Source organism: Telluria sp. ZB2R32 (assembly GCF_059685715.1).
This window is the reverse complement of record NZ_JCASIG010000002.1, coordinates 222,091-246,408: the sequence shown is the minus strand read 5'-3', so window position 1 is coordinate 246,408 and position 24,318 is coordinate 222,091. Positions and strand designations below refer to the sequence as shown.

General features: G+C 61.0%; 25 protein-coding genes and 2 tRNA genes. 11 read left to right on the top strand and 16 right to left on the bottom strand.

From position 1 onward, the window contains the following. Positions 1-8 precede the first annotated feature (8 nt). Positions 9-770 (top strand): slipin family protein, encoded by a 762-nt coding sequence (locus AC56LG_RS06130; protein WP_497165819.1) that lies wholly within the window; start codon positions 9-11, stop codon positions 768-770. A gap of 117 nt (positions 771-887) precedes the next feature. Here AC56LG_RS06130 and AC56LG_RS06125 read toward each other — a convergent pair whose 3' ends face one another. The 4 genes from AC56LG_RS06125 to AC56LG_RS06110 form a co-directional block, all read right to left on the bottom strand. After that, positions 888-2,066 carry an MFS transporter gene (locus AC56LG_RS06125; RefSeq protein ID WP_497165231.1) on the bottom strand — a complete coding sequence of 393 codons (1,179 nt, stop codon included), beginning with the start codon at positions 2,064-2,066 and terminating at the stop codon, positions 888-890. A 139-nt stretch (positions 2,067-2,205) separates the two neighbouring features. Next, entirely contained in the window at positions 2,206-2,802 is a 597-nt protein-coding gene (locus tag AC56LG_RS06120) for an IMPACT family protein (protein WP_497165230.1), read from the bottom strand. Between the two features lie 64 nt (positions 2,803-2,866). Next, positions 2,867-2,942: transfer RNA gene (locus AC56LG_RS06115), tRNA-Lys, on the bottom strand. 88 nt (positions 2,943-3,030) lie between these two features. After that, positions 3,031-3,546: a hypothetical protein gene (locus tag AC56LG_RS06110; RefSeq protein ID WP_497165229.1), complete on the bottom strand. Its 516-nt coding sequence runs from the start codon at positions 3,544-3,546 to the stop codon at positions 3,031-3,033. A 235-nt stretch (positions 3,547-3,781) separates the two neighbouring features. Between AC56LG_RS06110 and AC56LG_RS06105 the strand changes: the two genes are divergently transcribed. The 4 genes from AC56LG_RS06105 to AC56LG_RS06090 are packed head-to-tail and all read left to right on the top strand — an operon-like array spanning position 3,782 to position 10,096. Continuing rightward, positions 3,782-6,640 (top strand): type VI secretion system Vgr family protein, encoded by a 2,859-nt coding sequence (locus AC56LG_RS06105; protein WP_497165228.1) that lies wholly within the window; start codon positions 3,782-3,784, stop codon positions 6,638-6,640. After that, complete coding sequence (locus AC56LG_RS06100) at positions 6,592-7,515, top strand: DUF4123 domain-containing protein (RefSeq protein WP_497165227.1); 924 nt, start codon at positions 6,592-6,594, stop codon at positions 7,513-7,515. The genes AC56LG_RS06105 and AC56LG_RS06100 overlap by 49 nt, the downstream gene beginning before the upstream one ends. Then, positions 7,516-8,097, top strand: coding sequence for a DUF3304 domain-containing protein (locus tag AC56LG_RS06095; protein ID WP_497165226.1), 582 nt, complete (start codon positions 7,516-7,518; stop codon positions 8,095-8,097). Next, entirely contained in the window at positions 8,036-10,096 is a 2,061-nt protein-coding gene (locus AC56LG_RS06090; protein ID WP_497165225.1) for a T6SS phospholipase effector Tle1-like catalytic domain-containing protein, read from the top strand. Before AC56LG_RS06095 ends, AC56LG_RS06090 begins: the two co-directional genes overlap by 62 nt. A gap of 56 nt (positions 10,097-10,152) precedes the next feature. Here the strand turns inward: AC56LG_RS06090 and AC56LG_RS06085 are convergent. The 4 genes from AC56LG_RS06085 to AC56LG_RS06070 all read right to left on the bottom strand — a co-directional run bounded on the left by AC56LG_RS06085 (position 10,153) and on the right by AC56LG_RS06070 (position 13,531). Beyond that, positions 10,153-10,228: transfer RNA gene (locus tag AC56LG_RS06085), tRNA-Lys, on the bottom strand. A gap of 58 nt (positions 10,229-10,286) precedes the next feature. After that, entirely contained in the window at positions 10,287-12,104 is a 1,818-nt protein-coding gene (gene tfpB, locus AC56LG_RS06080) for a type IV pilus assembly ATPase TfpB (RefSeq protein ID WP_497165224.1), read from the bottom strand. A 19-nt stretch (positions 12,105-12,123) separates the two neighbouring features. After that, positions 12,124-12,906 (bottom strand): spermine/spermidine synthase domain-containing protein, encoded by a 783-nt coding sequence (locus AC56LG_RS06075; RefSeq protein ID WP_497165223.1) that lies wholly within the window; start codon positions 12,904-12,906, stop codon positions 12,124-12,126. Between the two features lie 115 nt (positions 12,907-13,021). Beyond that, the gene (locus tag AC56LG_RS06070; protein WP_497165222.1) at positions 13,022-13,531 is read right to left on the bottom strand and encodes a glycine zipper 2TM domain-containing protein; all 510 of its coding nucleotides are present in this window, start codon (positions 13,529-13,531) and stop codon (positions 13,022-13,024) included. Positions 13,532-13,897: 366 nt separating this feature from the next. Between AC56LG_RS06070 and AC56LG_RS06065 the strand changes: the two genes are divergently transcribed. The 5 genes from AC56LG_RS06065 (at position 13,898) to AC56LG_RS06045 (ending at position 19,047) form a co-directional block, all read left to right on the top strand. Continuing rightward, a complete protein-coding gene (locus AC56LG_RS06065; RefSeq protein ID WP_497165221.1) occupies positions 13,898-14,323 on the top strand; it encodes a barstar family protein in 426 nt (141 codons plus the stop codon). 53 nt (positions 14,324-14,376) lie between these two features. Further along, positions 14,377-15,006: a phosphoribosylglycinamide formyltransferase gene (gene purN / locus AC56LG_RS06060; protein ID WP_497165220.1), complete on the top strand. Its 630-nt coding sequence runs from the start codon at positions 14,377-14,379 to the stop codon at positions 15,004-15,006. A 17-nt stretch (positions 15,007-15,023) separates the two neighbouring features. Beyond that, positions 15,024-16,355, top strand: coding sequence for an RsmB/NOP family class I SAM-dependent RNA methyltransferase (locus tag AC56LG_RS06055; RefSeq protein ID WP_497165219.1), 1,332 nt, complete (start codon positions 15,024-15,026; stop codon positions 16,353-16,355). A 22-nt stretch (positions 16,356-16,377) separates the two neighbouring features. Further along, complete coding sequence (locus AC56LG_RS06050) at positions 16,378-17,646, top strand: mechanosensitive ion channel family protein (protein ID WP_497165218.1); 1,269 nt, start codon at positions 16,378-16,380, stop codon at positions 17,644-17,646. Positions 17,647-17,838: 192 nt separating this feature from the next. Next, on the top strand, positions 17,839-19,047 hold the full coding sequence (locus AC56LG_RS06045; RefSeq protein ID WP_497165217.1) for a DesA family fatty acid desaturase: 1,209 nt from the start codon (positions 17,839-17,841) through the stop codon (positions 19,045-19,047). A 52-nt stretch (positions 19,048-19,099) separates the two neighbouring features. Here AC56LG_RS06045 and AC56LG_RS06040 read toward each other — a convergent pair whose 3' ends face one another. The 8 genes from AC56LG_RS06040 to AC56LG_RS06005 form a co-directional block, all read right to left on the bottom strand. After that, positions 19,100-20,098: a lysozyme inhibitor LprI family protein gene (locus AC56LG_RS06040; RefSeq protein WP_497165216.1), complete on the bottom strand. Its 999-nt coding sequence runs from the start codon at positions 20,096-20,098 to the stop codon at positions 19,100-19,102. A gap of 186 nt (positions 20,099-20,284) precedes the next feature. Then, entirely contained in the window at positions 20,285-20,452 is a 168-nt protein-coding gene (gene rpmG / locus AC56LG_RS06035; protein WP_056157216.1) for a 50S ribosomal protein L33, read from the bottom strand. 13 nt (positions 20,453-20,465) lie between these two features. After that, a complete protein-coding gene (gene rpmB, locus AC56LG_RS06030) occupies positions 20,466-20,702 on the bottom strand; it encodes a 50S ribosomal protein L28 (protein ID WP_005665737.1) in 237 nt (78 codons plus the stop codon). Positions 20,703-20,877: 175 nt separating this feature from the next. Then, positions 20,878-21,549, bottom strand: coding sequence for a RadC family protein (gene radC / locus AC56LG_RS06025; RefSeq protein ID WP_497165215.1), 672 nt, complete (start codon positions 21,547-21,549; stop codon positions 20,878-20,880). 94 nt (positions 21,550-21,643) lie between these two features. Then, complete coding sequence (locus tag AC56LG_RS06020; RefSeq protein WP_497165214.1) at positions 21,644-22,120, bottom strand: RDD family protein; 477 nt, start codon at positions 22,118-22,120, stop codon at positions 21,644-21,646. A gap of 96 nt (positions 22,121-22,216) precedes the next feature. Then, positions 22,217-22,579, bottom strand: a complete 363-nt coding sequence (locus AC56LG_RS06015; RefSeq protein WP_497165213.1) for a hypothetical protein — start codon at positions 22,577-22,579, stop codon at positions 22,217-22,219. A gap of 18 nt (positions 22,580-22,597) precedes the next feature. Next, entirely contained in the window at positions 22,598-22,957 is a 360-nt protein-coding gene (locus AC56LG_RS06010) for a TetR/AcrR family transcriptional regulator (RefSeq protein WP_497165212.1), read from the bottom strand. A 150-nt stretch (positions 22,958-23,107) separates the two neighbouring features. Next, the gene (locus AC56LG_RS06005) at positions 23,108-23,596 is read right to left on the bottom strand and encodes an RDD family protein (protein WP_497165211.1); all 489 of its coding nucleotides are present in this window, start codon (positions 23,594-23,596) and stop codon (positions 23,108-23,110) included. A 263-nt stretch (positions 23,597-23,859) separates the two neighbouring features. Here AC56LG_RS06005 and AC56LG_RS06000 point away from each other — a divergent pair, with 263 nt between their 5' ends. Continuing rightward, positions 23,860-24,315, top strand: a complete 456-nt coding sequence (locus AC56LG_RS06000; protein WP_497165210.1) for an FKBP-type peptidyl-prolyl cis-trans isomerase — start codon at positions 23,860-23,862, stop codon at positions 24,313-24,315. Positions 24,316-24,318: the final 3 nt, after the last annotated feature.

Here is a 24,318-nt window from a genome sequence, read left to right as displayed (position 1 = left end):
AGACCATGATGCTGTTCAACCTGAGTTTCGGCTTGTCCCTGCTGATCGTGGTGGCGCTGGTGCTGCTGGCGATGTCGGTGCGCGTGCTGCGCGAGTACGAGCGCGGCGTCGTGTTCCAGCTCGGGCGCTTCTGGGCCGTGAAGGGGCCGGGCCTGATCATCCTGATCCCGGTGCTGCAGCAGATGGTGCGGGTCGACCTGCGCACCATCGTCCTCGACGTGCCGAAGCAGGACGTGATTTCGCGCGACAACGTGTCGGTGAAGGTGAATGCGGTGCTGTACTTCCGCGTGGTCGATCCCGAGCGCGCCATCATCCAGGTGGCGAATTTCATGGAAGCGACCAGCCAGCTGGCCCAGACGACGCTGCGCTCGGTGCTCGGCAAGCACGAGCTCGACGACATGCTGGCCGAGCGCGAACGCCTCAACATCGACATCCAGCAAGTGCTCGACGCCCAGACCGATGCCTGGGGCATCAAGGTCGCCAATGTCGAGATCAAGCACGTCGACCTCGACGAATCGATGGTGCGCGCGATCGCCCGCCAGGCCGAAGCCGAACGCGAGCGCCGCGCCAAGGTCATCCACGCCGAAGGCGAACTGCAGGCATCCGAAAAGCTGATGCAGGCCGCCGAAGTGCTGGCTCGCCAGCAAGGCGCAATGCAACTGCGCTACCTGCAAACCCTGTCCACCCTGGCCAGCGACAAGACCGCGACCATCGTCTTTCCGCTGCCCGTCGAGATGCTCTCAAACCTGATCGGAGGCCGGGAACGTTAAGTTTTCCTCTGCTTGTCCGAACTCGCCGTTAGCGTTACCCGTAGGATGGGCACTCGTGCCCATGCGGATCATGAATACCACAAGCGCATCACGCAACAGCGCCACGTCCCGTCGCGTTCACTCTTCCCGCAACTTCAACGATGCCCGCGGCCCCGACTGCATCGACAGCATCCCCAACGACAACGCCACCCCCGTCAGCGCCAGCCCCGCCGCCACCCACTGCGGCGCCGCATACGAATAACCCAGCGTCAGCGGAATCCCGCCCAGGAAGGCCCCGGTCGCATTCCCGATATTGAAGCCCGACTGCCCCAGCGACGAGCCGAGCATCTCCGCTTCGCGCGAATGCTCCATCAGCAGCATCTGGATCGGCGGCCCCATCGCCAGCGCATTCGCGCCGGTGGCAAACGCCAGCACCAGCATCGCCGGCTGCGAGGTCGCGAACAGGCCGTTCATCAAGAGCAGGGCGGTCATCGTCGTCAACAGGATGACGATCGCGTGGATCGGTGCGAAGCGGTCGGCCAGCCGCCCGCCCAGCGTCACGCCGACCGTCATGCCGACGCCGACGACGGTCATGATCATCGGGATCTGGCCTGGTGCGAAGCGCGACAGGTCGGTCAGCAGCGGCGCGATGTAGCTGAACCAGGCGAAGAAGCCGCCGGTGCCGATCGAGGTGATGGCCAGCGCCATCCACAGGCGCGGCTTACGGAAAATGGCAAGGTCTTTCTTGAAGCCGGCGCTCGGACGCGGGGCGATCACGGGTACCCATTGCTTCAGGCTCAAGGCGGTCGCCAGGCCGATGGCGGCCACGATCACGAACACCAGGCGCCAGCTCACGTTGTGGCCGAGCCAGGTCCCGAGCGGCACGCCGATGACGTTCGCCAGCGTGAGTCCGGTGAACATGGTCGCCATCGCGGCCGCTACTTTACCTTCGTCGGCGAGGCGGCTGGCGACGACCGCGCCGACACCGAAGAAGGCGCCGTGCGGCAAGCCGGCCAGGAAGCGCGACACCAGCATCAGCCCGAAATTCGGCGCCAATGCTGACAACGCATTAAACACCGCGAACATCAGCATGAACCAGATCAGCACGCTGCGCGGCGGACGCTTGGCCAGCAGGCTGACCAGGGTCGGCGCACCGACCACGACGCCGAGCGCGTAGGCGGTAATCAGGTAGCCGGCTTGCGGAATGGAGATGGCGAGGCCGGACGCGATGTCCGGGAGAATGCCCATCATGACGAATTCGGTCATGCCAATGCCGAAGCCGCCAAGGGCCAGCGGAAGCAGGCTTTTCTTGATCAAAATAGGGTGTCTTTCGAATAATGACACCGGCCGGGCGCCATGCCGGGCCGAGTGGAACCGATCACTATAGCCCGCACGATTGAACCCGTCCGCTTTCCGTTTGTGATGGCAGGTATTCGGCTGCCTGATATTAAGTCCTTTAAGACTCGTCCTCGTCCAGCCATTGGATGCGCCCATGGCCGGCTTCGTTCAGGCGCGCCACAAACGCGGGCGCCTCAGCTTCGGCCAGGCTGAAGGCAAACACCACCGCATCGCCATGGCTGACCTCGAGCAGGGTGGCGCCCGCGGCATCGAGTTCGCGTCGGATCATGCCTTCCTGGGCGTACGGCGCCGTGCAGCGCAAGGTCGTGTGGCGGATGATGGCGACCTTCTCGGCCTGCAGCAGGGCCTGTGCCACGCTGTCGGTATAGGCGCGCACCAGGCCGCCGGCGCCAAGTTTGACGCCGCCGAAGTAGCGCACCACGGTCGCGAGCACGCCCTCCAGGTCCTGGTGGCGCAGCACGTCGAGCATCGGGCGTCCGGCCGTACCGCTGGGTTCGCCGTCGTCGACCGCCGCCGATTGTCCGCCCGCCAGCAGCGCCCAGCACACGTGCGCCGCCTGCGGATGCTGGGCGCGCAGGCTGGCCACCACGGCTTGCGCGCTGGCGCGGTCCGTCATCGGCTGCACGCAGGCGATGAAGCGGCTCTTCTTGATGAGCAGTTCGTGGTGGACGGGGGCGGTGAGGGTCTGGGGCATGAGACTGCTTTGGACGCGGAAACAAAAACGCCAACCGTGAAGGTTGGCGTTTTCGCTGAATCTTTGGTAGGCCGTGCGGGATTCGAACCTGCGACCAACGGATTAAAAGTCCGCTGCTCTACCAGCTGAGCTAACGACCCGAAGAAGGCAAGATTATAGCCGGACTCTTGCGAATGTCCAAGAACTTCCTGTGCGAATTGTGCATTGCGGGGCCAGCGGGCATAAAAATCAGGTTTCGACGTGCTTGTCTTCCTGCTGTGCTTCTTCCATCGCCTCCGGTTCGAGCTTTTCCGCTTCGACGTTCATGCGCACGAATACCCCCCAGGCCGCCAGCAGGAAAGCTGCTGCAACGCCAATCGATGCGACATGGGGCAGCAATTCGGGCTTGGTGTGCACCAACTGGAACACCCCGATCAGGCACTCGACCCCGAGCGATACCACCACCACCAGCAGGAAACGCGACAGGAAACGGCGCAGGCGGGTTGGCGAACTGACGTGCACTGCACGCTGGACTTCTTCTTCCAGCACGGTCTGGCCGAGTTCGAGTGCGGCGACGGCGATTGTCAACAAGCCGACGCACTCGAGAATGAGCCGAAAGCGGTCTTGCGCCGACTGTTCGTCGCTGGGACTCAAGGCCGACCAGATCTCCATGGCGCCAAGCACGATCAGCCCGAAACCGCAAACAAAGAAAAGCAGCGCGATCGCTACGAAACCGATGGAACCGATTTTTTGCAGGTATTTCACAGAGAAACCTCGTTGTTAGTTTTGTTGAAACTTTAACACCATTGTTTGCCGCCTTCTGTTCGGCAGGACACCGCGTGCCATACACAGGTGTTGCCATTTCATCTCGTCTCAGGATGGGCATGACGCGGCACAAATGTTCCTGTGAACGGTCCTTGTATCGTGGCAACGCCCTGTTAGTGAATGCCCTATTGCGGCCTTCCTTGTTATTGCTCATGCATGAGGAGTGCGTTTATCCATGACTATTGCGCTGGTTCGACAAGTGACCGATGCGTTGGCGGAGTTTTCCAGCAGGAGCAGGTTGTACGAGCTGACGATCGGCGAAGGTAACAGCGGCCCGGCGGCCGGCACGCTGCTGGTGGAAGCCTTTGCCGCCAGCGATGCGGTGCAGGAAATCGGCTACCGCGACGTCATCGTCCTCTCAACCAGCAGCAGGCTCGACGCCGCAACGCTGCTGGGCCAACCGGCACAACTCGCCATCAGCCTGGCCGACGGCAGCCGCAGCCGCTTCGGCGGGGAGATCAGCGACATCGCCATGCTCGGCAGCGATGGCGGCCTGGCGCGCTACCGACTGCGGCTGTCTCCCTGGATCTGGCGCCTCGGCCAGGTGCGCAACAGCCGGGTCTGGCAAGAGCGGAGCGTCATCGAGATCGTCGACGCCGTCTTCCAGGCCTATCAACCGCTGGCGCGCTGGCGCTGGAGCGATGACGCCCGGCCCTTCATGGCGCAAGCGATGCCGCGCAGTTATTGCTGCCAATACCGCGAAACCGACCTCGCCTTCGTGCAGCGCCTGCTGGCCGAAGAGGGCCTTGGCTGGCGCTACGGGAACGATGCGGATGGCCCCGCTGTCGTCCTGTTTGCCGACACAACCCAACCCAGCGCGGTACCGGACGATGCCGGCAGCGCGAGCAGCCCGGTCCGTTACCACGGCGCCCGTTCGGTCGAAGCCAGCGACACGGTGCAGTCCCTGGTCGCCCGGCGCCGCCTGCATTCCTCGCTCACTACCGTGCTCAGCTATGACTACAAGGCAAAACAGGCGGTCGCCGCCAACTCGCCCAGCCGCATCCGGCAGGGAAAGGAGCTGCCCATCCTCGAATCCTATGACGTGCCCGGCCAGTACGCCTACGCCACCCGCGCACAGGCGCGGCGCCATGCCGATTTGCGCATGGAAGCGCAGGAAGCGCGCTACGCCCTGTGGCGCGGCCGCTCCACGCTGCGCAGCCTGTGCGCGGGTACCCGCTTGACGATCGGCGACGTGCCGCTCTCCCGCCGACGCGAAGCCGCGTTCACGGTGCTGCGCGTGGCAAGCGTCGGCGTCAACAACATGCCGCCGCCGGCCCAGCATGCGCTGGCCGAACTGTTCGGGCCGATTCCGGAACTGCTGGAAGAAATTGCCCGGCACGACCTGCCTGACGATTTCGATCTGGCCATCGCCCAGGCGCGCGCCACCGGGTACGCCAACTGTTTCGACGCCATTCCCGCCGACGTTCCCTGGCGCCCGCCGGTAGCGGACGACGCCGGCCGCCCGCTGCCGCGGCCGACGGCGCACGGCGCGCAAAGCGCCATCGTCATCGGTCCCGATGGCGGCGACTGGCCGAACGGCGCCGACGAGCTCCATTGCGACCGCCTCGGCCGCGTGCGCATCCGCTTCCACTGGCAGGAACGCGGCGACGCCAGCTGCTGGGTGCGCGTCGCCCAGCGCGCGGCCGGCGGCGGCATGGGCTGCCAGTTCCTGCCGCGCATCGGCCAGGAAGTGCTGGTCCAGTTCCTCGACAACGACATCGACCGCCCCATCATCGTCGGCGCCCTCTACAACGGCCAGGGAGAGGGCGGCATTCCGCCGACACCCGGCAGCGTGCGCGTAGCCGCGCCGGAAAAGTCGCCGTTCGAACGCGCCCATGACCACGCGCCTTCCGCGCAAGGCAACCTGGCCGGCGGCAACAGCCCGGTCTGGCACGGCGCCTCCAGCAACAGCGCCGGCCACCGCAACGGCGCCGCCCAGTGGGGCATCCGCAGCAAGGAGTTCGGCGGCGCCGGCTACAGCCAGCTGCTGTTCGACGACACCGACGCCCAGGGCCGCGTCCAGCTGCGCTGCACCCACGCCGCCACCGAACTCAACCTCGGCCACCTGATCCACGCCGCCGACAACTACCGCGGCAGCTTCCGCGGCCTTGGCGCCGAACTGCGTACCGACGCCTACGGCGCAGTGCGCGCAGGCGCGGGCCTGCTGATCACGAGCTACAAGGTCAACCACAGCGCCGTCCAGCGCGATCCAGCAGGCGAAAACGCGGCCGGCATCGCCATGCTCACCAGTGCCGGCAAGCTTGCGGACGCTTTCAGCACTGCAGCCGTCACCCATCAAACGGTTGGTCTCGCGATGCACATGGGCGCCGCCAAGGCGAATGCCAGCGCGCTTGACGACAAGGCCGCGCCGTTAAAGGCATTGCTGACCTCAGTATCCGGCGCGGTGGCATCGGATTCGCTCGATGCCGCGCGGGCCGACGCCTGCGCAAAGAACACCGCCGCCGGCAAGGACAAAACCCCACACGCGACCGACCCCATCATCGCCATCGCCGCCCAGGCAGGCTTCGGCGCGGTCGCCGGCCAGAGCATGCAGCTGGCCAACGGCGAAAGCGTGGCGCTGATCAGCGGCCAGGACACGCAATTCGTCAGTGGCGGCCAGATGCGGGTGCACAGCGGGCGGGCGATCGGCGTACTGGGTGGCGCCGTCAAGGCGGGCGAGGGCGGGCATGGCTTGCAACTCATCGCCGCCAAGGAGGCGATCGATATTCAGGCACAGGCCGATGAGTTGAAGGTGCAGGCGCGGGACGAAGTGAACGTCATCAGTGCGAATGCGCATATCGACTGGGCGGCGGCGAAGAAGATCAGTTTGTCGACGGCGGGTGGCGCGAATATCACGATCGAGGGCGGGAATATTACGGTGCAATGTCCAGGGAAGATCAAGGTGCATGCGGGGAAGAAGAGTTTTACAGGGCCGACTAAGGTTGAATATCCCCTCCCAACCATGTCTACGAGTATATGCGTCGAATGCTTGATGAAGGCGCGCGATATGGGCTCGCCATTTATATTGAGATAAAAATGAGATATTTCCCTAAAATTAGGTCAACTGCAGAAACTTATTTAGCGACCAATCCTGGCGATAACCTATATCTGCTCATCGATAATGCTGGGATGCCGGACCTGCATTCTAAGCTCGCAAAGAGCACAGCAAGTTGGAAGAGTCTTTTCGAAGTAACTAGAGAATACGGCGCAATTTCAGTGGCGCCAATTTTAATTTTGATAGGAAAAAATTCATCTTTGGAAATTGGTAAATATTTGCTTCGCTGGATATGCGATCAAGCAGCTAATCCATCATCCTTGATTATGCTGGCGTCCGAATTGAAAATAAAGGAACTAAGAGACGAACTGGCTCTGCGTCTTGACGTGAAAATTTCTCAAGAAATGGATGCGGTATTGCGCTTTTTTGATCCTCGAATATTTGAACAATTAGTGAAGATACTAACATTGGAACAGCTGGAAGCATTATGTGGTTCTGCCAAGAGATGGTGGTACGTGGATCGAGCAGGAGAACTTGCAAAACTTGAAAGAGAATTTAAATATGCTGTCCGCGATTTTTATTCCCTTCGGCTCAGCGAAGAACAAGAGTTCTTCCTGCTGAACGCGTCCGAGCCCGATCAAGTCATGCGCCTATTGATGAAAACAATGCCTGAACTCGAATCATTAATGCCGCAGAATCGTTATAGTTTTATTTCTGACAACATTCATCTAGCGTCCCGTCTGAAGCTCTGCGCCATCTCGGACCTTGCACTTTACTCCGCAATGAAAATTCTCCATGGAGCCGAATTCGAAGCGCTTCCCTACTGGCGCGGGGCGTTGGACGATGTCCGCTCTGGACGCATCTCCTTTGCTGATGCTGTCGCCAACAGTGAAGACATCGCTTGGGAGGATTAAGTGAACAATATTAAAGATCTGGTTTTCACGGGTTTTGGAATTTTTTTTCTGATTTTGATTTTATTTTTATCGATTCCGCAAGGTAATGCGCAACAATTTGATAAGGAAACAACCAGAGATGGCGATGCAAAGCGTTGGGACGTCGATATAGTCGGTTTTAACTACACCAATCGAATTATCGATAGTTTCAGTGTAAATGGTGAAGGTGGTGGGAACGTTTTTTTGAGTTCATTAACCAGTGGGGGAGGGAAGTCTGTTTGTTGCATTACTATTTCACAACTGAATTCAGATATTTTCAAGCTGCGAGTGCGATGGCAGGTTAATGGGTGTGTGTATCTTACCCGGTCAAAAATATCAGGAGAGGTTTTTGAGAACGTATTCCCCTACTACAAACAGGTAGATGTGGCATTGTCACGACCGCAAAAGATCAGGCCACAGCATTTGGAAGTCCACTTTTATCCTGATGGGGCAGTAAAGGCAGCCTTGACGGAATCCCTTTCACTTCCCCGCATCTCGCTGAGTGACCAACGTCCCCGCGTTTCAAATTTTCCAAGGTGCAGTGATGACAAAAAGCCGGAATGATATCGTAGGAGATAGCAAGACACCGCCATTGCGGCCGGAGGAAGTCGGGCTACGAACTGCATCAGACCAAGCAGCTTTAATTAATGCAGACATATCGGCGTCAGCCTGCAAAATCAGTGGACTCGGGAGTGCAGTTGCTACCGTAAAGACAATAGATTCATCAGATAGGAGGCCGACCTGCAAGCAATCACTTTGGTTTTCATTTTTCTTCGATGGCACCGGGAACAACCTTGGCGCTGATGAAGGACTCTCGAAACATAGCAATGTCGCAAAACTATTCCGGGCCCATATAGCGGACGATACAGTGAGCGGGACTTATGCCATTTATATTCCAGGCGTTGGCACATACTTCCCGGCTGTAGGTGATGATGGCGGCAGCAAATTGGGACTTGGTACCGGCGCTAAGGGTGAAGAACGATTAAAGCATGCCCTGAAAAAATTCGATACTTACTTGGCCCCGCACTTGGGGCGCACAAAGGCATCGCCCTCAGCAAGCATTGTTGAAATAAATATGGCAATGTTCGGGTTTAGTCGCGGCGCTGCACTTGCGCGGGCTTTTCTGAACATGGTTCTGACGGAACGATGTATCAAAATCGGAGATAAATGGGTGCTGAAGGCTGGAAATTGGCCAATGCGCTTCCGGTTCTTGGGATTATTCGATACTGTCGCATCTGTGGGACTGCCCATGAGCTCCAATACAACCAGTAAAGCTGGCGTAGTCTTTTCCAGTGTCAAGTACATGATAAGCGACAGACTGCAGAGCTATCTCGACACTAGACCTGATGCATTAGCATTTGCTATTGGTGCCAAGGCAGGAGCCGATCCTGCTCCCGGTAAATATGACGGGCACGCGGGTTGGGGAGGAAGGCTAACTATTGATGACGCAGTTGAGGAGGTTCGTCATTTTATTGCTGCACACGAGACGCGCAACTCATTCCCAGTTGATAGTGTCAGTATTTTACGTTCAGGAGTAATTACCAAGCCAGCGCATTTTTATGAAACGATCTATCCCGGCGTGCACTCCGACGTCGGCGGAAGCTATGCACCGGGTGAAGGGGCGCGGAGCGATCTCGGACCCGAGAAATTAGGCTTGGTCCCTTTGATTCACATGTACAAGTATGCAATCGCGAAAGGCGTGCCACTTCTGCCTGCCACAGCCTGGGCTAAAGGTAATAAATCTGATTTTGAGATCAGCAAGGCGCTGATTGAAACCTACAATGAATATCTAAAAAAAGTAGGAAGCTACCCAACATTAGGGCAGCTTATCAATAAGCATAGGGCCTTGTATTTTTCCTGGCGGTTCAGAGCAATAAAAATGAAAGTAGCAGGTGACCGAGTTGAGGCATCGCGGATATCAGAGCGGCGCGCTGTGTTTGCTAAAGAAGCGACACGCATCGATGAGGAGATTTTCCTTCTTGAGAAGAAAGAAGCCATTGCAACGGCCGAGCTGAATGCAATTATTTCCCGTCGTGCAGGCCAGACTAGCTACACGTATGGCGTGCCCGCTGCGAAGCCAGTAGGTGGTGCCACAAACTTAGAGATCCAAGCTGCGCAAGAAAAAAAGAAACGGGTGCACGATGAAGTTCTCAAGGCCCGGGCACGAAAGCTAGCCAATCCAGATATGACTGATTTATCGGAGGCGCTTGATATTTACGATGCTCAACTTTTAGCGGATGTGAAAGCTATCCGGAATGTTATTTCAAGAGCAGGAAATTTCGGAGCTGACTTCGCAATAAAAAAATCAAATGAGCTGCGTCCGCATTACAAAGCGCTAGTGGAAGCTTACGAAAACGAATTTGAAAGGAACGCAGGCCTAAAGGATCGAATAGTGATTAGTTTTTTCGATAATTACGTCCACGATTCTCTGGCTGCATTCGCTGGTGACGCAACGCTCCCTTCAGATCCGCGTGTTGTCTATCTCGGTGGCGATGAAAAATACCAATTTGCATCGCACGATGAAGGCGACTTGGCAGGCGACAGGATTCGCAGCACATGCTAAAAACAAAAAAGGCGCCATGATCACTCATGACGCCTTCATTGCTGCTGCTAAATTCGTGGTAGGCCGTGCGGGATTCGAACCTGCGACCAACGGATTAAAAGTCCGCTGCTCTACCAGCTGAGCTAACGACCCGAAAGAGGCAGCATTATAGCCGGTGAATCTCGATTGCGCTAGTGCCAGCGAGCGCAGGTTAGGAAACGGACAGCGCCGCCGTCACCTTCAGCACTTCCTCGGCCGTCGTCGCGCCTTCGATGATCTTCAGCGCGCCGGCGATGCGCAGCGGCTTCATGCCATCCAGCACGCTCTGCTGACGCAGGCCGGCCAGGTCGGCGGCGTCCCCGATCCGGCGCGTGAATTCCTCCGACACGGTCAGCAATTCGTACAGCCCCGTGCGGCCGCGGTAGCCGGTCTGGCGGCACTCGGGGCAACCAATCGGACGGTAGACCGTCGCTGGCTTGGGCAAGTTCCACGATCCGCCCAGGCTCGCCCACACGTCATCGCTCAGCTCGCCGTCAGGCGCCTTGCAGTCCGGGCACAGGGTGCGTACCAGGCGCTGGGCCATGACGCCGATCAGGGTCGCTTCCAGCAGGTAGTCGGGCACGCCCAGTTCCAGCAGGCGCATCACGGCCGAGGGGGCGTCGTTGGTGTGCAGCGTCGACAGCACCAGGTGGCCGGTCAGCGCCGCCTGGATCGCCATCTCGGCGGTGGCGAGGTCGCGGATCTCGCCGACCATGATGATGTCCGGATCTTGCCGCATTAGCGCGCGCACGCCGTCGGCAAATGAGAGGTCGATGCCGGGCTGGACCTGCATCTGGTTGAACGATGTTTCGACCATCTCGATCGGGTCTTCGACCGTGCAGACATTCACTTCGTTCGTCGCCAGCGCCTTCAGGGTCGTGTACAGCGTCGTGGTCTTGCCCGAACCGGTGGGGCCGGTGACGAGGATGATGCCGTGCGGGCGGTTCGTGAGCGCATCCCAGCGCTGGGCATCGTCCGGCGGGAAGCCGAGTTCGGGCAGCGTCTTGACCACGACCTCCGGATCGAAAATCCGCATTACCAGTTTTTCGCCAAAGGCGGTGGGCATCGTCGACAGGCGCAGCTCGACTTCCTGGCCGCTCGCCATGCGGGTCTTGATGCGGCCATCCTGCGGGCGGCGCTTTTCGATGACGTCCATCCGGCCGAGCAGCTTGATGCGCGCGGTCATCGCCAACATCACGACCGCCGGCACCTGGTAGACCTGGTGCAGCACACCATCGATGCGAAAACGGATGACGGCGATGTCGCGCTTCGGTTCCAGGTGGATGTCGGAGGCGCGCTGCTCGAAGGCGTAGCCCCACAGCCAGTCGACGATGTTGACGATGTGCTGGTCGTTGGCGTCGAACTGTTTGTTTGATTTTCCGAGTTCGACCAGTTGCTCGAAATTGCTGCGCACTGCCAGGTCTTGCGCATTCGATTTGTTGGCGTCGCGGATCGATTTCGCCAGGCTGAAAAACTGGGAAATGTATTGCGAAATATCGAGCGGATTGGCCAGCACCAGTTCGATGCGCCGGCGCGAGACTTTCGCTATCTCGGCTTCCCATTCGGTGGCAAACGGGTCGGCGGTCGCCACCGTCAACGTGGTCGCGCTGATGTCGACCGGCAGGATGTTGAAACGCGCCGCATAGCTGGCCGACATCACGTCCGCCACCTTCGTGAAATCGATCTTTAAAGGGTCGATGCGGATGAAGGGGATGCCGACCTTGGCGGCGCACCATTCGCTGAGGATGTCGAGGGTCAGCAGGCGGTGCGGCGGCTGCTGCGAGGCCAGCTTGCACTGCGCCACCGCGCTCAAGGGATGCATCGAGCCGGCCGCGTTTTTCAGGATGCCCTGGGCTTGCGTGAAATGGGCCTTGACGCTGTCCTTGTCGACGATGCCGTCGGCCAACAGCCACGAGAAAATGGCTTGCAAGTCGAGCTTGCGCGGGCGCGCCGGCGTGCGGGGGAGGGGCTGGGATGCGGTGGCGTTCATGTTCCCCTTTCAACGAAGGCTAGCGCGCCGTCTCGATACCCTTGACCCAGGATCTCGCCGGTAATTTGGTCGCAGCGACGATCGCGGCCGCGCGTTCAGCCAGCGCCGCACTGTCGAGCGTGGGCCGGGTCTTGAAGCACAGGGCGACGACGTTGCCGTCGTGGACTTCAGGCAGGCAGATCACGTGCGTGAAGGCGAATTTCATCGCCTTGATGTTCTTGTTGTAGCTTGGGTGATCGCCGAACAGGTTGACCGTCATGATGCCCTGGTCGCTCAAGCATTCGTTGCAGGCAGCGTAGAACTCGGGCGTGTCGAGCACGGGGCCGCGCGCGGTGGCGTCGTATAAATCGCACTGCAGCACGTCGAACATGCCGTGGTTGGCCGGGTCTTCGACGAAGTCGAGCGCATCCATCTCGAGGATGTGCAGGCGCTCGTCGCGCGGCGGCAGCTTGAACATGGTGTCGCAAATCGCAATCACCGACGGGTTCAGCTCGACGGCCGTGACCTGCGCCTCGGGAAACTGGCGGAAGCAGTACTTGGTGAGCGTGGCCGAACCGAGACCAAGCTGGGCGATGTGGCGCGGGGCGTCGATGAACAGCATCCAGGCCATCATCTGCTGCGCGTATTCGAGTTCCGGCCAGTCCGGTTTGCGGATGCGCATGGCGCCTTGCACCCATTCGGTGCCGAAGTGGAGGTAGCGTACACCGTCCTGTTCGGACAGCGTGACGGGCGCGAATTTCGGTTTGCGCGCGGGACGACGCGAGGATTCGGCTTGTTCGATGGATTTGCGTTTGATGAGCATAGGGCGACCTGATGGAATCGTCCTATTATCCGGTGCGGGGTTCCCGTAGCGCAAGCGCCACGGGAATGGGTCGGAGCGGAAGAGGAGGGGGCGTCTTCCGCCCGATGGCAACTGATTAATACTGTTCCGGCTCCACCGACACGCGCAGGCGGATGCGGTTGCCCGGGTCGCGCTGCATGAAGGCGGTGTGGTTCTGGCCGCGGTATTCGTAGGTCACGTCGTAGCCGCTGGTGCGCGATTCGACTGCCTCGACGGTACGGCACTGGCGCACGGCCTGTTCCTGCACGCCGTAATCCTGGCGGCCATTGTTTTCGACGCGGTCGCCGACCACGGCGCCGGCGATCGCGCCGGCGGCGGTGGCCGCGACCCGGCCGTTACCGCTGCCGATCTGGTTGCCGAGCAGGGCGCCGGCGATGCCGCCGACGATCGAGCCGCCGGCGCCGCGCTGCTGCTGGACCGGCACTTGCTGGTAATCGGTACGGCATTCCTGGCGCGGGGTGCGGATCTGTTCGACGCGCGGCTGCACGCGCACCACGCGTCCGAAGTCTTCGAAATCGGCAGCCTGGGCGAGCGGCAAGGCGCACAGTCCCAGGGCAGACATCATCAGTTTGGCTTGCATGTTCATGAGAACCTCGCGGTAGGTGCTGCTAGTTAAGTAAAAAGTAAGTCCACTTATGTATGTTAATCCTGTGGCGCGCATCGGAACGATCTGCGTGGCAACAAAATGTAACAGCGATGCATAGTCCGGGCAGACCCACCCAGAATGGCAAAACACGCCAAACAGGCCTGAATATGCACAAAAAGAGGCGTTTTCTTCCAGATTCATGCTCGAAAAGCACATTCGGGTTGCTTCGGCTACCACAAAACGTTACCCTTATGATCTAAGGGTTATTGGCGCGTGGAAACGATTTAGGAGAACGACGTTGCTGCCCGGGTGCGCATGGTGAGCGGCCCTGGCGATTCAAATCACACCGGTCGACTTGAGGGAAAAATGAGTATGTTGATGAGAGTGCCGTCCAATCTTGTGCAGTCCATTCGCGCCTACCGTGTGCCGGAACTGCAGGAGGAGGCGGTGCGACTGGGCCACCATTTCCTGTACGCGCACTGCGCGAATACGCTGACCAAGCAACAGGTGTGCGCCCGCATCGGCGAAAACTTTTATTTCCCTAAACCCTGCAGCAAGAATTTCGAGGCCCTGCGCAACTGCCTGACCAATACGGTGGCCGAGGCCGGTCCCCAGCCCGGGTTCCTGGTCGTGCTCGAACAATTGCCGAGTGCGCAAAAATTCGACAAGGAAGCGCGCGAAACCCTGCTCGATGTGTTCCGCGACGCGGCGGAATTCTGGGCCGACAAGAAAGTCCCGTTCCGCGTTTTCTATTCGTTCGAAGTGGACGTCACGGCGCCGCGCCAAGGGTAATCGACCCTCCCGGGGCGTTCGTCGCCACCGGGCCTTGCGGTACAATGCGCGCCATGAAAAACATCGTCATCCTCATCTCCGGCCGCGGCAGCAACATGGAAGCGATCGTCCGTGCAGCGCGCTCGGAAGCGTGGCCGGCGCGGATCGCGGCGGTGATCAGCAACCGGCCGGATGCGGCCGGTCTCGCGTTCGCGCAGGCCCATGGCATCGCCACTGCCGTGGTGCCGAGCAAGGAATTTACCGGCCGCGCCGAATTCGACGCGGCCTTGCGGCAGGAAATCGACCGTTTCGATCCCGACCTGGTGGTGCTGGCCGGTTTCATGCGCATCTTGACGGCCCCGTTCGTGGAACATTACGCGGGGCGCATGCTGAACATCCACCCGTCGCTGCTGCCGGCATTCCCGGGACTGGCAACGCATCGCCAGGCGCTCGAGGCCGGCGTGGCGCGCCATGGGGCGACGGTGCATTTTGTTACCGCCGAGCTCGATCATGGTCCGGTCGTGGCGGCGGCGGCAGTCGACGTGCTTCCCGGCGACACCGAAGACACCCTGTCGGCGCGGGTGCTGGTCGAGGAACACAAGCTCTACCCCTATGCCGTGCGCCTGTTCGTCGAGGACAGGCTCAGTATCGAACATGGCCTGGTGCGCATCGATGACGCGCACCTCGCCGCCATCACACAGTAAATAAGTCAAGGATTTTCATGAGATTGCCTCCAGCAATTGTCGGCAGTACCGAAGAGGTATTGCGCGAGATTTTGCGCTTTACGGCCCCGGCCGACGTTACCCTGTCGCGTTATTTCAAGGACCACCAGCGTCTCGGTTCGCGCGAGCGCGGCGTCGTCGCCGAAGCGGTGTATGCCGTCCTGCGCAATAAAACCTTCTTCACCGATTTCGGCGGCAGCGGCGGCACCCCGTCGATGCGCCGCCTGGCCTTGATGGGCCTAGCGGAAACGGCCGGGATCGAGTCGCTCAGCGGCCTGCATGAGGACGAAACCGAGTTCCTGACCCGCATCAAGGAAATCGACCGCAGCCTGCTGCCACCGCTGGCGCAGGCGAACATGCCGCAATGGCTGTTCGACAAGCTGGTCACCCAGTTCGGCGAAGCGGAAGCGAAGGAACTGGCGGCCGTGCTGAACACGCCGGCGCCGCTCGACCTGCGCGTCAACTCGATCAAGGCCAACCGCGACGAGGTCATCGCCAAGCTGGCCGAGGCGCCGATCGTCGCCGAGCCGACGCCGTATTCGCCGCTCGGCCTGCGCGTGAAGAAAAAGCCGACGCTGCAGAACCTGCCGCTGTTCAAGGATGGCGCGATCGAGGTGCAGGACGAGGGCAGCCAGGTGCTGGCCCAGATCCTGGCTGCGCGCCGCGGCGAGATGGTGGTCGATTTCTGCGCCGGCGCCGGCGGCAAGACGCTGGCCCTGGGCGCGACGATGCGCAACACCGGCCGCCTGTACGCCTTCGACGTGTCGGAAAAGCGTTTGTCGAAGCTGAAGCCGCGCCTGGCACGCAGCGGCCTGTCGAACGTGCACCCGGTCCTGATCGCGCACGAGCGCGACGCCAAGATCAAGCGCCTGGCCGGCAAGATCGACCGCGTGCTGGTCGACGCGCCGTGCTCGGGCCTTGGTACCCTGCGCCGCAATCCGGACGTCAAATGGCGCCAGCCGGAGTCGGCCGTGGCCGAGATGCAGGACAAGCAGGCCTCGATCCTGGACGGCGCCGCGCGCCTGTTGAAAGGCGGCGGCCGCCTGGTGTACGCCACCTGCTCGCTGCTGAACGAAGAAAACGATTTTATCGTCGAGCAATTCCTGGCTTCGCATCCTGACTTCGAACTGGTACCGATGAGCAAGGTCCTGGCCGAACAAAAGATCGAGCTGGAGATGGACAAGTACCTGAAGCTGCTGCCGCACAAGCACCAGACCGACGGTTTCTTTGCCGCCGTGCTGGAACGTAAGCCGATGCCGGCCAGGAAGCCGAAAGCCGAAGCAGCCGAAGTTGCAGAACCTGCCGACGCGGACGACGCCAGCGCAGAGTAATTAATAGGGGAGCCGTACCCGGATGCCATTGACCGACCTGCTGCAGGACTTACTGGAAGACATCAGCAATCCACGCATCCTGTGGCAGGCGCTGGCCATCGTCGGCGCGGTCGCCATCGGCCTGCTGCTGGCGCGCTTCATCCGGCGCAGCTGGCTGCACGAAAACGATTCCCGGAACGCGATCCGCCGCCTCGGCGTGGAAGGCTTTGGGCGGGTGCTGGCGCCGCTGTTGATCGCAGCGCTGGTCTGGGGCACCAAGCTGGTGTTGTCCCGCTACCAGAGCGTGCACCTGCTGAGCGTTGCCTTGCCATTGTTTACCTCGATGGCGCTGATCCGCATCGTGTTCTACCTGTTGCGGCGCGTGTTCGCGCGCCATGGACAGATCGGCACGGCGCTGCAAACCTTCGAGAAAATCCTGGCGCTGATCGTCTGGGCCGGCGTCGCGCTGTATCTCACCGGCATGTGGCCGGACATCATCCACTTCCTCGAGCACAAGGAATTGCCGATCGGGGCCAAGCGCGCCTCTCTGCTCGACATCCTGCAGGGTCTGGTGTCCGTGGTGGTGCTCATGATGCTGGCGCTGTGGGCCGGCGCCGCGCTCGAAGACCGCCTGATGGGCCTGCAGGGCTTGCACACCTCGCTGCGGGTGGTGCTGGCGCGCATGGGGCGCGCACTCCTGATCGTGGTCTCGGTGCTGGTCAGCCTGCGCCTGGTCGGGCTCGACCTCACCGTCCTGTCCGTCTTCGGCGGCGCGCTCGGCGTCGGTCTCGGTCTGGGCATGCAGCGTATTGCCAGTAACTACGTGTCCGGCTTCATCATCCTGCTCGAACGCAGCCTGTCGATCGGCGACCCGATCACGGTCGACAAGTACTCGGGACGCGTGGCGCGCATCAACACGCGCACCACGGTCCTGCAGGCGCTCGACGGCACCCAAACCCTGCTGCCGAACGAAATGCTGATCACCGGCGTCGTCCTCAACCAGGCCGGCACCAACAAGGCCGTGCGCCTGAACACGCGCATCACGGTCGCCTACGACAGCGACCTCAATGAAGTAATGACGCTGCTGCTGCGCCAGGCCGACGACGTCGAGCGCGTGGTGGCGGAGCCGGCGCCCTCGGTGCAGCTGAACGCCTTTGGGCCGACCGGTTACGAGCTGGAACTGGGCTTTTCGATCATCGATCCGGAGAAGGGCAGCGGCAGCGTGATCTCGGCGGTCAACAAGAATATCTATGCGCTGGTGCACTCCGGCGCGATCCGCCTGGGCTTGCCACCGCAAATTCACCAAGGATGATGCACATCTGGCATGAATGTGTCGCACATTTCGCGTTATGGCGCACGTTGTGGCGCAATTCCTGTGACTATCGTGCCGTGCGTCACCAGATGTGCGTAAAATGCGGGGTTGGCGGCCGGGACCTGACCTGCCGCTCGTGACTTTCTCGCAGAAAAGACAGCACATTCAGACAGCATTCACCTTGGAGCCTTAATGAGCTTTAGCAACACCCTGCATTCGGTACTGGAATTCATGAATACCGGCTTGATCGGCCTTTCTGGCTGGGAAGTCGTACTCTATACCCTGATCGTCACCCACATCACCATTGCCAGCGTCACGATCTACCTGCACCGTCACCAGGCGCACCGCGCGCTGGAGCTGCACGCGATTCCGAGCCATTTCTTCCGCTTCTGGCTGTGGCTGACCACGGCACAGATCACCAAGGAATGGGCGGCAATCCACCGCAAGCACCATGCCAAGTGCGATACCGAGGAAGATCCGCACAGCCCGGTGACGCGCGGCATCAAGAAGGTGCTGCTCGAAGGCGCCGAACTGTACCGTGTCGAGAGCAAGAACGCCGAAACCCTGGCCAAGTACGGCCATGGAACGCCGGACGACTGGCTCGAGCGCAACGTCTACAGCAAGCACAGCCTGTGGGGCGTGTCGGCGCTGCTGGTGATCAATTTCGCGCTGTTCGGCGTGATCGGCATCACGATCTGGGCCATCCAGATGATGTGGATCCCGATCACCGCAGCCGGCATCATCAATGGCCTGGGTCACTACTGGGGCTACCGCAACTACGATTGCGCCGATGCGGCGACCAACATCTTCCCGTTCGGCATCCTGATCGGTGGCGAGGAACTGCACAACAACCATCACACGCACGCCACCTCGGCCAAGCTGTCGAGCAAGTGGTACGAGATCGACATGGGCTGGGGATATATCCGCGCCCTGGAGATGATGGGCCTGGCGAAAGTGAAGAAAGTCGCGCCGGAGCCGAAGTTCGCCAAGGACAAGACCGTGGCCGACCACGACACGCTGCAGTCGGTCATCACCAACCGCTACGACGTGATGGCGAAGTATGCCAAGTCGGTGAAGCTTGCCTTCCGCGAGGAACTGGAACACCTGAAAGACAAGGCCGAGCTGGAAAAGCGCTTCCTGAAATCGTCGCGCAAGCTGCTGCAGCGCGAGCCGGCCAAGCTGGAACTGTCGCAAAAGGAACAGCTGATCGAACTCTTCAAGCACAGCAAGGCGCTGGAAACGATGCACCAGATGCGCGTGGAACTGGGCGCGATCTGGGAACGTTCGCACTCGACCCGCGACCAGTTGCTGCAGCAATTGCAGGACTGGTGCGCACGCGCCGAAGCGTCGGGCATCAAGTCGCTGCAGGAGTTCTCGCTGCGCCTGCGCAGTTACGCATAACGTACAGTAGCAGCTCCAATGAAAACGGCTCCCGCGGGAGCCGTTTTTTTATTCAGATGCGCTTTAACTGCGCAATCCGCTGGCGCGTCAGTGCCGCCTGTACCGAGGTGAAATCGGTGCGCAAGCCGGCCGCAGAAATAAAGGGCGCCCAGGCATCGCGGTAGGCTAGCCAGGCCCGTTCGCTGCTGCGCACATCCTCGCGTTCGACCGTCGAGTAGCCGATACGCTGCGGACGGTGTTCCTGTTTGGATGGAGCCGTCATTACTTGCCGGTATTCCACGTTCAGCTGGCGGTCGAGCCGTGCCAGGTCGCGCGCGCCGGCGCGTGGCAGCTTGCCGCCCGCCGCCTCCAGCAGCGTTTCCAGGAATTCCTCTTCGCGCCGGCCCGTGTGGCGCAGCGCGAATCCAGTGCCGCCGGTACCGCTCCTGTCGACCTCGCCGGCCGAGGTGCGGGCAAATGCTGCGGCGGCCTGGCGCAGGCGTGCGAACGACGGCCGCGCTTTATTGGGCAGGTCCGCGGCGAAGCGTTCCAGGCGGGCGTTGCGGGTGCGCGCGTCGCGCCCTTCGCCAAGCGCGGCGCACACCGCGCCCATGCGCCCGCTGGTGACGTGGTCGCACAGGTCGAAGGGCTGGCCGTCGACGGCGGGGCGGGTAGCCAGATAGGTGACGCGCCCCTCCATCTCGGCCTTGGCGCTGGTGAGCCGGCAGGCGTGGTACAGCGCGCGGTCGGGATCGCGCGCTGTGCCATAGCCGTTCGCATGCAGCATCATCAACACGGCATCGTCGCCGTTGGCCTCGGCGCACGTGCGCACCTGGCGCCACTCGGCGGCGGAGATGGATGCCCCGTCGCGTTTCTGGTAATACAGGTCGGTCGCATCGCAGCGCATCTTGCCAGGGGGCGGGGGAGGCTGCGGAGCAAGACGTTGCACGCGCGCGCAATGACGGTACCAGTCCTCGCTCTTCTCGAACGGCACGCCGAAACCTTCCGTGTTCGGATAGGAAGCGGTGTCCGGCTGGGTTGCGCCCGCGTGGCATGCCGACAGAAGCAACATGGTGAAAAGGGCGGGGCGCAGGACAGGAAGACGGCGCGGCATGGGGAAATAAATTGTCGGGTTACGAGAACCCTTCACTATACGCGCCGGTGCTTGCCAAAGAATCACCGATTGTCACAAACGGCAGATAAAACAAAAAGCCGCGCACTTGCGTGGGCGGCTTTCCTTGTACAGCACCAGGATCGATTACTTGATCTTGGTTTCCTTGTACGCAACGTGCTTACGTGCTTTCGGGTCGAACTTGATGATTTCCATCTTCGCCGGCATCGTACGCTTGTTCTTGGTGGTGGTGTAGAAGTGACCGGTACCTGCGGTCGATTCCAGCTTGATTTTGTCGCGGCCAGTTTTTGCCATGATAGCTCCCTAATTAGACTTTTTCGCCACGAGCGCGCATGTCGGCCAGAACGGCGTCGATGCCCAGCTTGTCGATGACGCGCAGGCCGGCGTTCGACAAACGCAGCGAGACCCAACGGTTTTCGGATTCGACGTAGATGCGACGGTTCTGCAGGTTAGGCAGGAAACGGCGTTTCGTTTTGTTGTTTGCGTGGGAGACGTTGTTGCCAACCATCACTCCCTTGCCAGTAACTTGGCAGACACGTGCCATAGCGCACTCCTTAAAGATAAACTTCCGAATTCGGAAAAACGAGAGTATAGCGTGAAAACCATCGCTGAATCAATCACTTGCGAAAAACAATTGTGTCTTATGATCGTGCATAAATTTAACAATTGTAAAAACATGGATAGCGCCTTGTTTTGTCGCAGTTAATTGAACAGCGGGCTCACAACTGGCCGTGTTCCGCAAAGGAATGTACCTGTGTCCCCGCCACCACAAAATGGTCGAGCACACGCACGTCGATCAGGGCCAGCGCCTGGCCCAGGCTGCGCGTGAGCTTGATGTCGGCGTCGCTCGGCTCGGGCATGCCCGACGGGTGGTTATGCGCCAGCATGACGCCCGATGCATTGCGGCGCAGGGCGGCCATCACGACCTCGCGCGGATAGACGCTGGTGTGGGTCAGCGTGCCCCTGAACATTTCCTGGGCGTCGATCAGGCGGTTCTTTACGTCGACGAACAGGACGACGAAGGATTCGTAAGCTTGCAGCCCGAACTTGCCACGTAAATAGGTTTTGACGACGTCGGGCGAACACAGCGCGTGACGAAAAAACTGTTCTGAAATCGCCCGGCGCGACAATTCCATGACCGCCTGCAGTTGCGCATACTTGGCCAGGCCGACGCCATGCACCTGCGAGAATTCCTGCGGCGTCGCGTGCAGCAAGGCTTGCAGCGAGCCGAAATGCTCGAGCATGTGACTGCCGAGCTGGACGGCGCTGCGTCCGCGCACGCCGACGCGCAGGAAAATCGCCAGCAATTCGGCGTTCGACAAGGCGGCCGAACCTTCGCGCGCCAGCCGTTCGCGCGGCCGGTCCTGTTCCGGCCAATCGTTAATGCCCATTGACGCTCCACGGTAGTAAAGGGGAGGGGCGATTATGGACATTCGCACAAGTGCGGTTCTGATCTGGCGCGCAAGTGCGCCATGCGGCGCGCTTTTACTTCGGCGGTTCGGTGGCGGAGAAGCGGACCGGCTCGCTCCTGTTTTTGCGCCGGATGACGACGGTGCCCGCCAGTTTGTCGTGCCAGCCCTGTTTTTTCGGGTCGATGCCGACCCACAGCAGGCCCAGGCCGAGCGGGATTGTCGAGACGTAATAGCCGAGATAGCGGCCGATCGACTGGCCGACCGTCGGCTTCATACCGGTGCGGGCGTCGACCACCTGGGCCGCAATCGCCATCTTGCCCGGCGTCGCGCCGCGCGCCACCCAGAAGGCGATGACGGCGATGGCCGGCAGGATATATGAGATCAGGAAGTCGGCCGGCCCCTGCACCAGCCGTTCGCTCATCCAGTAATCGCTGCCGTAGGCCATCAAGAGCAGCGGTATCGCGATGAAACCGAGCAGGATCGTATCGATCAGGGCGGCGCCGACGCGCGCCCAGAAGCCGGCGTATTCGTATTGCGTTTCGTCGATCACTAGAACACTCCCGGGAACGCGGCCGGAGCGGCCGCGAGCCACGGTAGCATCCTGCGCGGCCGGATGCAATGCGCAGGCGAGATCAGGCCTGGACAGTCACGCTTGTGATGCCAGCGCGGCGCTGCTCACCTCGGCGGCGGTGCGGCGCGCATCGGCAACGCCGATCACGATGCGTTTCCATTTTTCGTCCGCCAGTTCGATCACGACCGGCTGGGTTTTACGGGCGATATAGATGAACTGGCGGTCGCCGTTCTTGTAGAAGGTGCCGGCATGCAGGACGCCGGGCAGTCCGGTTCCCGGCGCGCGCAAGCCGAGTTCGCGTCCGCGGTAACCATCGTCCGCGGTGGCGCCACGCACGTGCGCCAGCGGTATGCGGATGCTGCGGTGCAGGGAGAGTACAGCCTCCCAGGCACGCAGGTGCACCACCAGTTCGTTCTGCGTCAGTTCGAGCACGGGCATGGCCTTTCCTTTCTCAGGTCAATTCAAATGAGCGAGTAATCGTGCGCCCAGCAACTGCGCGGTCTCGGGGCCGGCGGCGTCGACCGCCCGCCGGCACAGTGCGGCGATCGGCGGGTCGTCCTGGGCCAGCTCCTTCAGCGCCACGATCAGCAGGTCGATCGACGCCGGCCTGCTCGTCCAGCCGGGCGCGAGCGCACCGGCCAGCACCTTCTCGAACAGGTTGCGTTTCGAGCCGAAGGCCTTGTACAGGCTGCCGCGCTGCAAACCGGTGGCGGTCAGCAGGTCGTCGACCGAGGCGGCGTTATAGCCCAGCCGCGCGAATACGTCGGCGGCCTGGGCGAGGACGGCGTCTTCGGCAAAATTCCTCGGGCGTGCCATGTCATCGTTCCGGTGGTTGTGTCGACAGGTCCATTCTGCCGATTAGGGAACGATCGGTCAACAATTAATTGTGGAACGACTGGTAAATAATTGGCAGAAGCGACGCGGAGAGGGGCGGACGATGCAACCCGGTCCGCCCGGTGCGCGGTGTCAAGCCATCGGTTTGGTCAGCGATTCGTCGAAACGGACCGGCTCGGCCACGCCGCTCTTGCGGCGCACGACCACCGTGCCCGCGAGCTTGTCGTGCCAGGCCTGCTTGCGGCTGTCGAACACGACCCACAGGTAGCCCAGGAACAGCGGCAGGGTGGACAGGATGTAGGCGAAGTAACGGATCACGAACTGTTTCGTGCTCGGTTGTCCGCCGGTACGCGCGTCGACGATTTTGGCGCCGATGGCCATCTTGCCGGGTGTGGCCCCTTTCTTGATCCAGAACGCCAGGGTCAGGCCGATCGGCAAGCCATACGTGATCAAGCCGTCGGCGGCGCCCCAGTTGGCGCGCGGGTCTTCCAGGTACACCAGGCCGTAGACGCCCAGCAGCAGTGCGAACATGACCAGGTAGATCAGGATGGAATCGATCACGGCGGCGCCGAAGCGGCGCCAGAAGCCTGCATAGACCAGATCGGATTCGGTGGGATGCATCGTTCTCTCCTGAAGGCTGAATAAATGGATGGGGGAGCAGGTGATTGCTTTTTGGAAACGCTAGTGACCTTAGCATTGCATTGCTCTTTTTGCAATCGGCTACGCATGCAATTGTTCGCTCGTCAGCATGCCGATTCGCCGGCGCGACAATGTAGGTGAAGACGGGTTTGCGTTGCCGGCATGGCTGCCGAAAAAAGCGGCGTCCGGAGGCGGGAAAAGCGGTCGTGGCTTACAATAGCGGTTTGCCCGCCACAACCATTACCATGTCCAACGCTTCCCCTGCCGTCGTCACCGAAACGGCGTACCTGACCCTGCATTACCGCCTTGCCGGCGCCGATGGCACCGACATCGTCACCACCTTCGGCACCAACCCGGCCACGCTGATGCTGGGCCAGGGCCAGCTCGCGCCATTCCTGGAAGAGCGCCTGCTCGGCATGACGGAAGGCGAACACAAGACATTTACGCTGAGCGCGGCCGAGGGTTTCGGCGAGCGCAATCCGGAACTGATCCAGTGGGTTTCGAAGCAGACGCTGATCGAGAACTCGGTGCCCGACGCCGACTACAAGGCGGGCGACCTGGTCGATTTCGCCGCGCCGGGCGGCGGGCGCTTCGCCGGCATGCTGCGCGAGATGCGCGACGATGCCGCGCTGTTCGACTTCAACCATCCGCTGGCCGGCCAGGACCTGCGGTTTGAAGTAAAACTGATTTCGGTCCTGTAACAG

Coding starts and splice junctions, on each gene's coding strand:
- AC56LG_RS06130 (WP_497165819.1), top strand. CDS start 9: ATGCTGTTCAACCTGAGTTTCGGCTTGTCCCTGCTGATCGTGGTGGCG.
- AC56LG_RS06120 (WP_497165230.1), bottom strand. CDS start 2,802: ATGCCCCAGACCCTCACCGCCCCCGTCCACCACGAACTGCTCATCAAG.
- AC56LG_RS06105 (WP_497165228.1), top strand. CDS start 3,782: ATGACTATTGCGCTGGTTCGACAAGTGACCGATGCGTTGGCGGAGTTT.
- AC56LG_RS06100 (WP_497165227.1), top strand. CDS start 6,592: ATGCTTGATGAAGGCGCGCGATATGGGCTCGCCATTTATATTGAGATA.
- tfpB (WP_497165224.1), bottom strand. CDS start 12,104: ATGAACGCCACCGCATCCCAGCCCCTCCCCCGCACGCCGGCGCGCCCG.
- AC56LG_RS06075 (WP_497165223.1), bottom strand. CDS start 12,906: ATGCTCATCAAACGCAAATCCATCGAACAAGCCGAATCCTCGCGTCGT.
- AC56LG_RS06070 (WP_497165222.1), bottom strand. CDS start 13,531: ATGAACATGCAAGCCAAACTGATGATGTCTGCCCTGGGACTGTGCGCC.
- AC56LG_RS06065 (WP_497165221.1), top strand. CDS start 13,898: ATGAGTATGTTGATGAGAGTGCCGTCCAATCTTGTGCAGTCCATTCGC.
- purN (WP_497165220.1), top strand. CDS start 14,377: ATGAAAAACATCGTCATCCTCATCTCCGGCCGCGGCAGCAACATGGAA.
- AC56LG_RS06055 (WP_497165219.1), top strand. CDS start 15,024: ATGAGATTGCCTCCAGCAATTGTCGGCAGTACCGAAGAGGTATTGCGC.
- AC56LG_RS06050 (WP_497165218.1), top strand. CDS start 16,378: ATGCCATTGACCGACCTGCTGCAGGACTTACTGGAAGACATCAGCAAT.
- AC56LG_RS06045 (WP_497165217.1), top strand. CDS start 17,839: ATGAGCTTTAGCAACACCCTGCATTCGGTACTGGAATTCATGAATACC.
- AC56LG_RS06040 (WP_497165216.1), bottom strand. CDS start 20,098: ATGTTGCTTCTGTCGGCATGCCACGCGGGCGCAACCCAGCCGGACACC.
- rpmG (WP_056157216.1), bottom strand. CDS start 20,452: ATGGCAAAAACTGGCCGCGACAAAATCAAGCTGGAATCGACCGCAGGT.
- rpmB (WP_005665737.1), bottom strand. CDS start 20,702: ATGGCACGTGTCTGCCAAGTTACTGGCAAGGGAGTGATGGTTGGCAAC.
- radC (WP_497165215.1), bottom strand. CDS start 21,549: ATGGGCATTAACGATTGGCCGGAACAGGACCGGCCGCGCGAACGGCTG.
- AC56LG_RS06015 (WP_497165213.1), bottom strand. CDS start 22,579: ATGCCCGTGCTCGAACTGACGCAGAACGAACTGGTGGTGCACCTGCGT.
- AC56LG_RS06010 (WP_497165212.1), bottom strand. CDS start 22,957: ATGGCACGCCCGAGGAATTTTGCCGAAGACGCCGTCCTCGCCCAGGCC.
- AC56LG_RS06005 (WP_497165211.1), bottom strand. CDS start 23,596: ATGCATCCCACCGAATCCGATCTGGTCTATGCAGGCTTCTGGCGCCGC.
- AC56LG_RS06000 (WP_497165210.1), top strand. CDS start 23,860: ATGTCCAACGCTTCCCCTGCCGTCGTCACCGAAACGGCGTACCTGACC.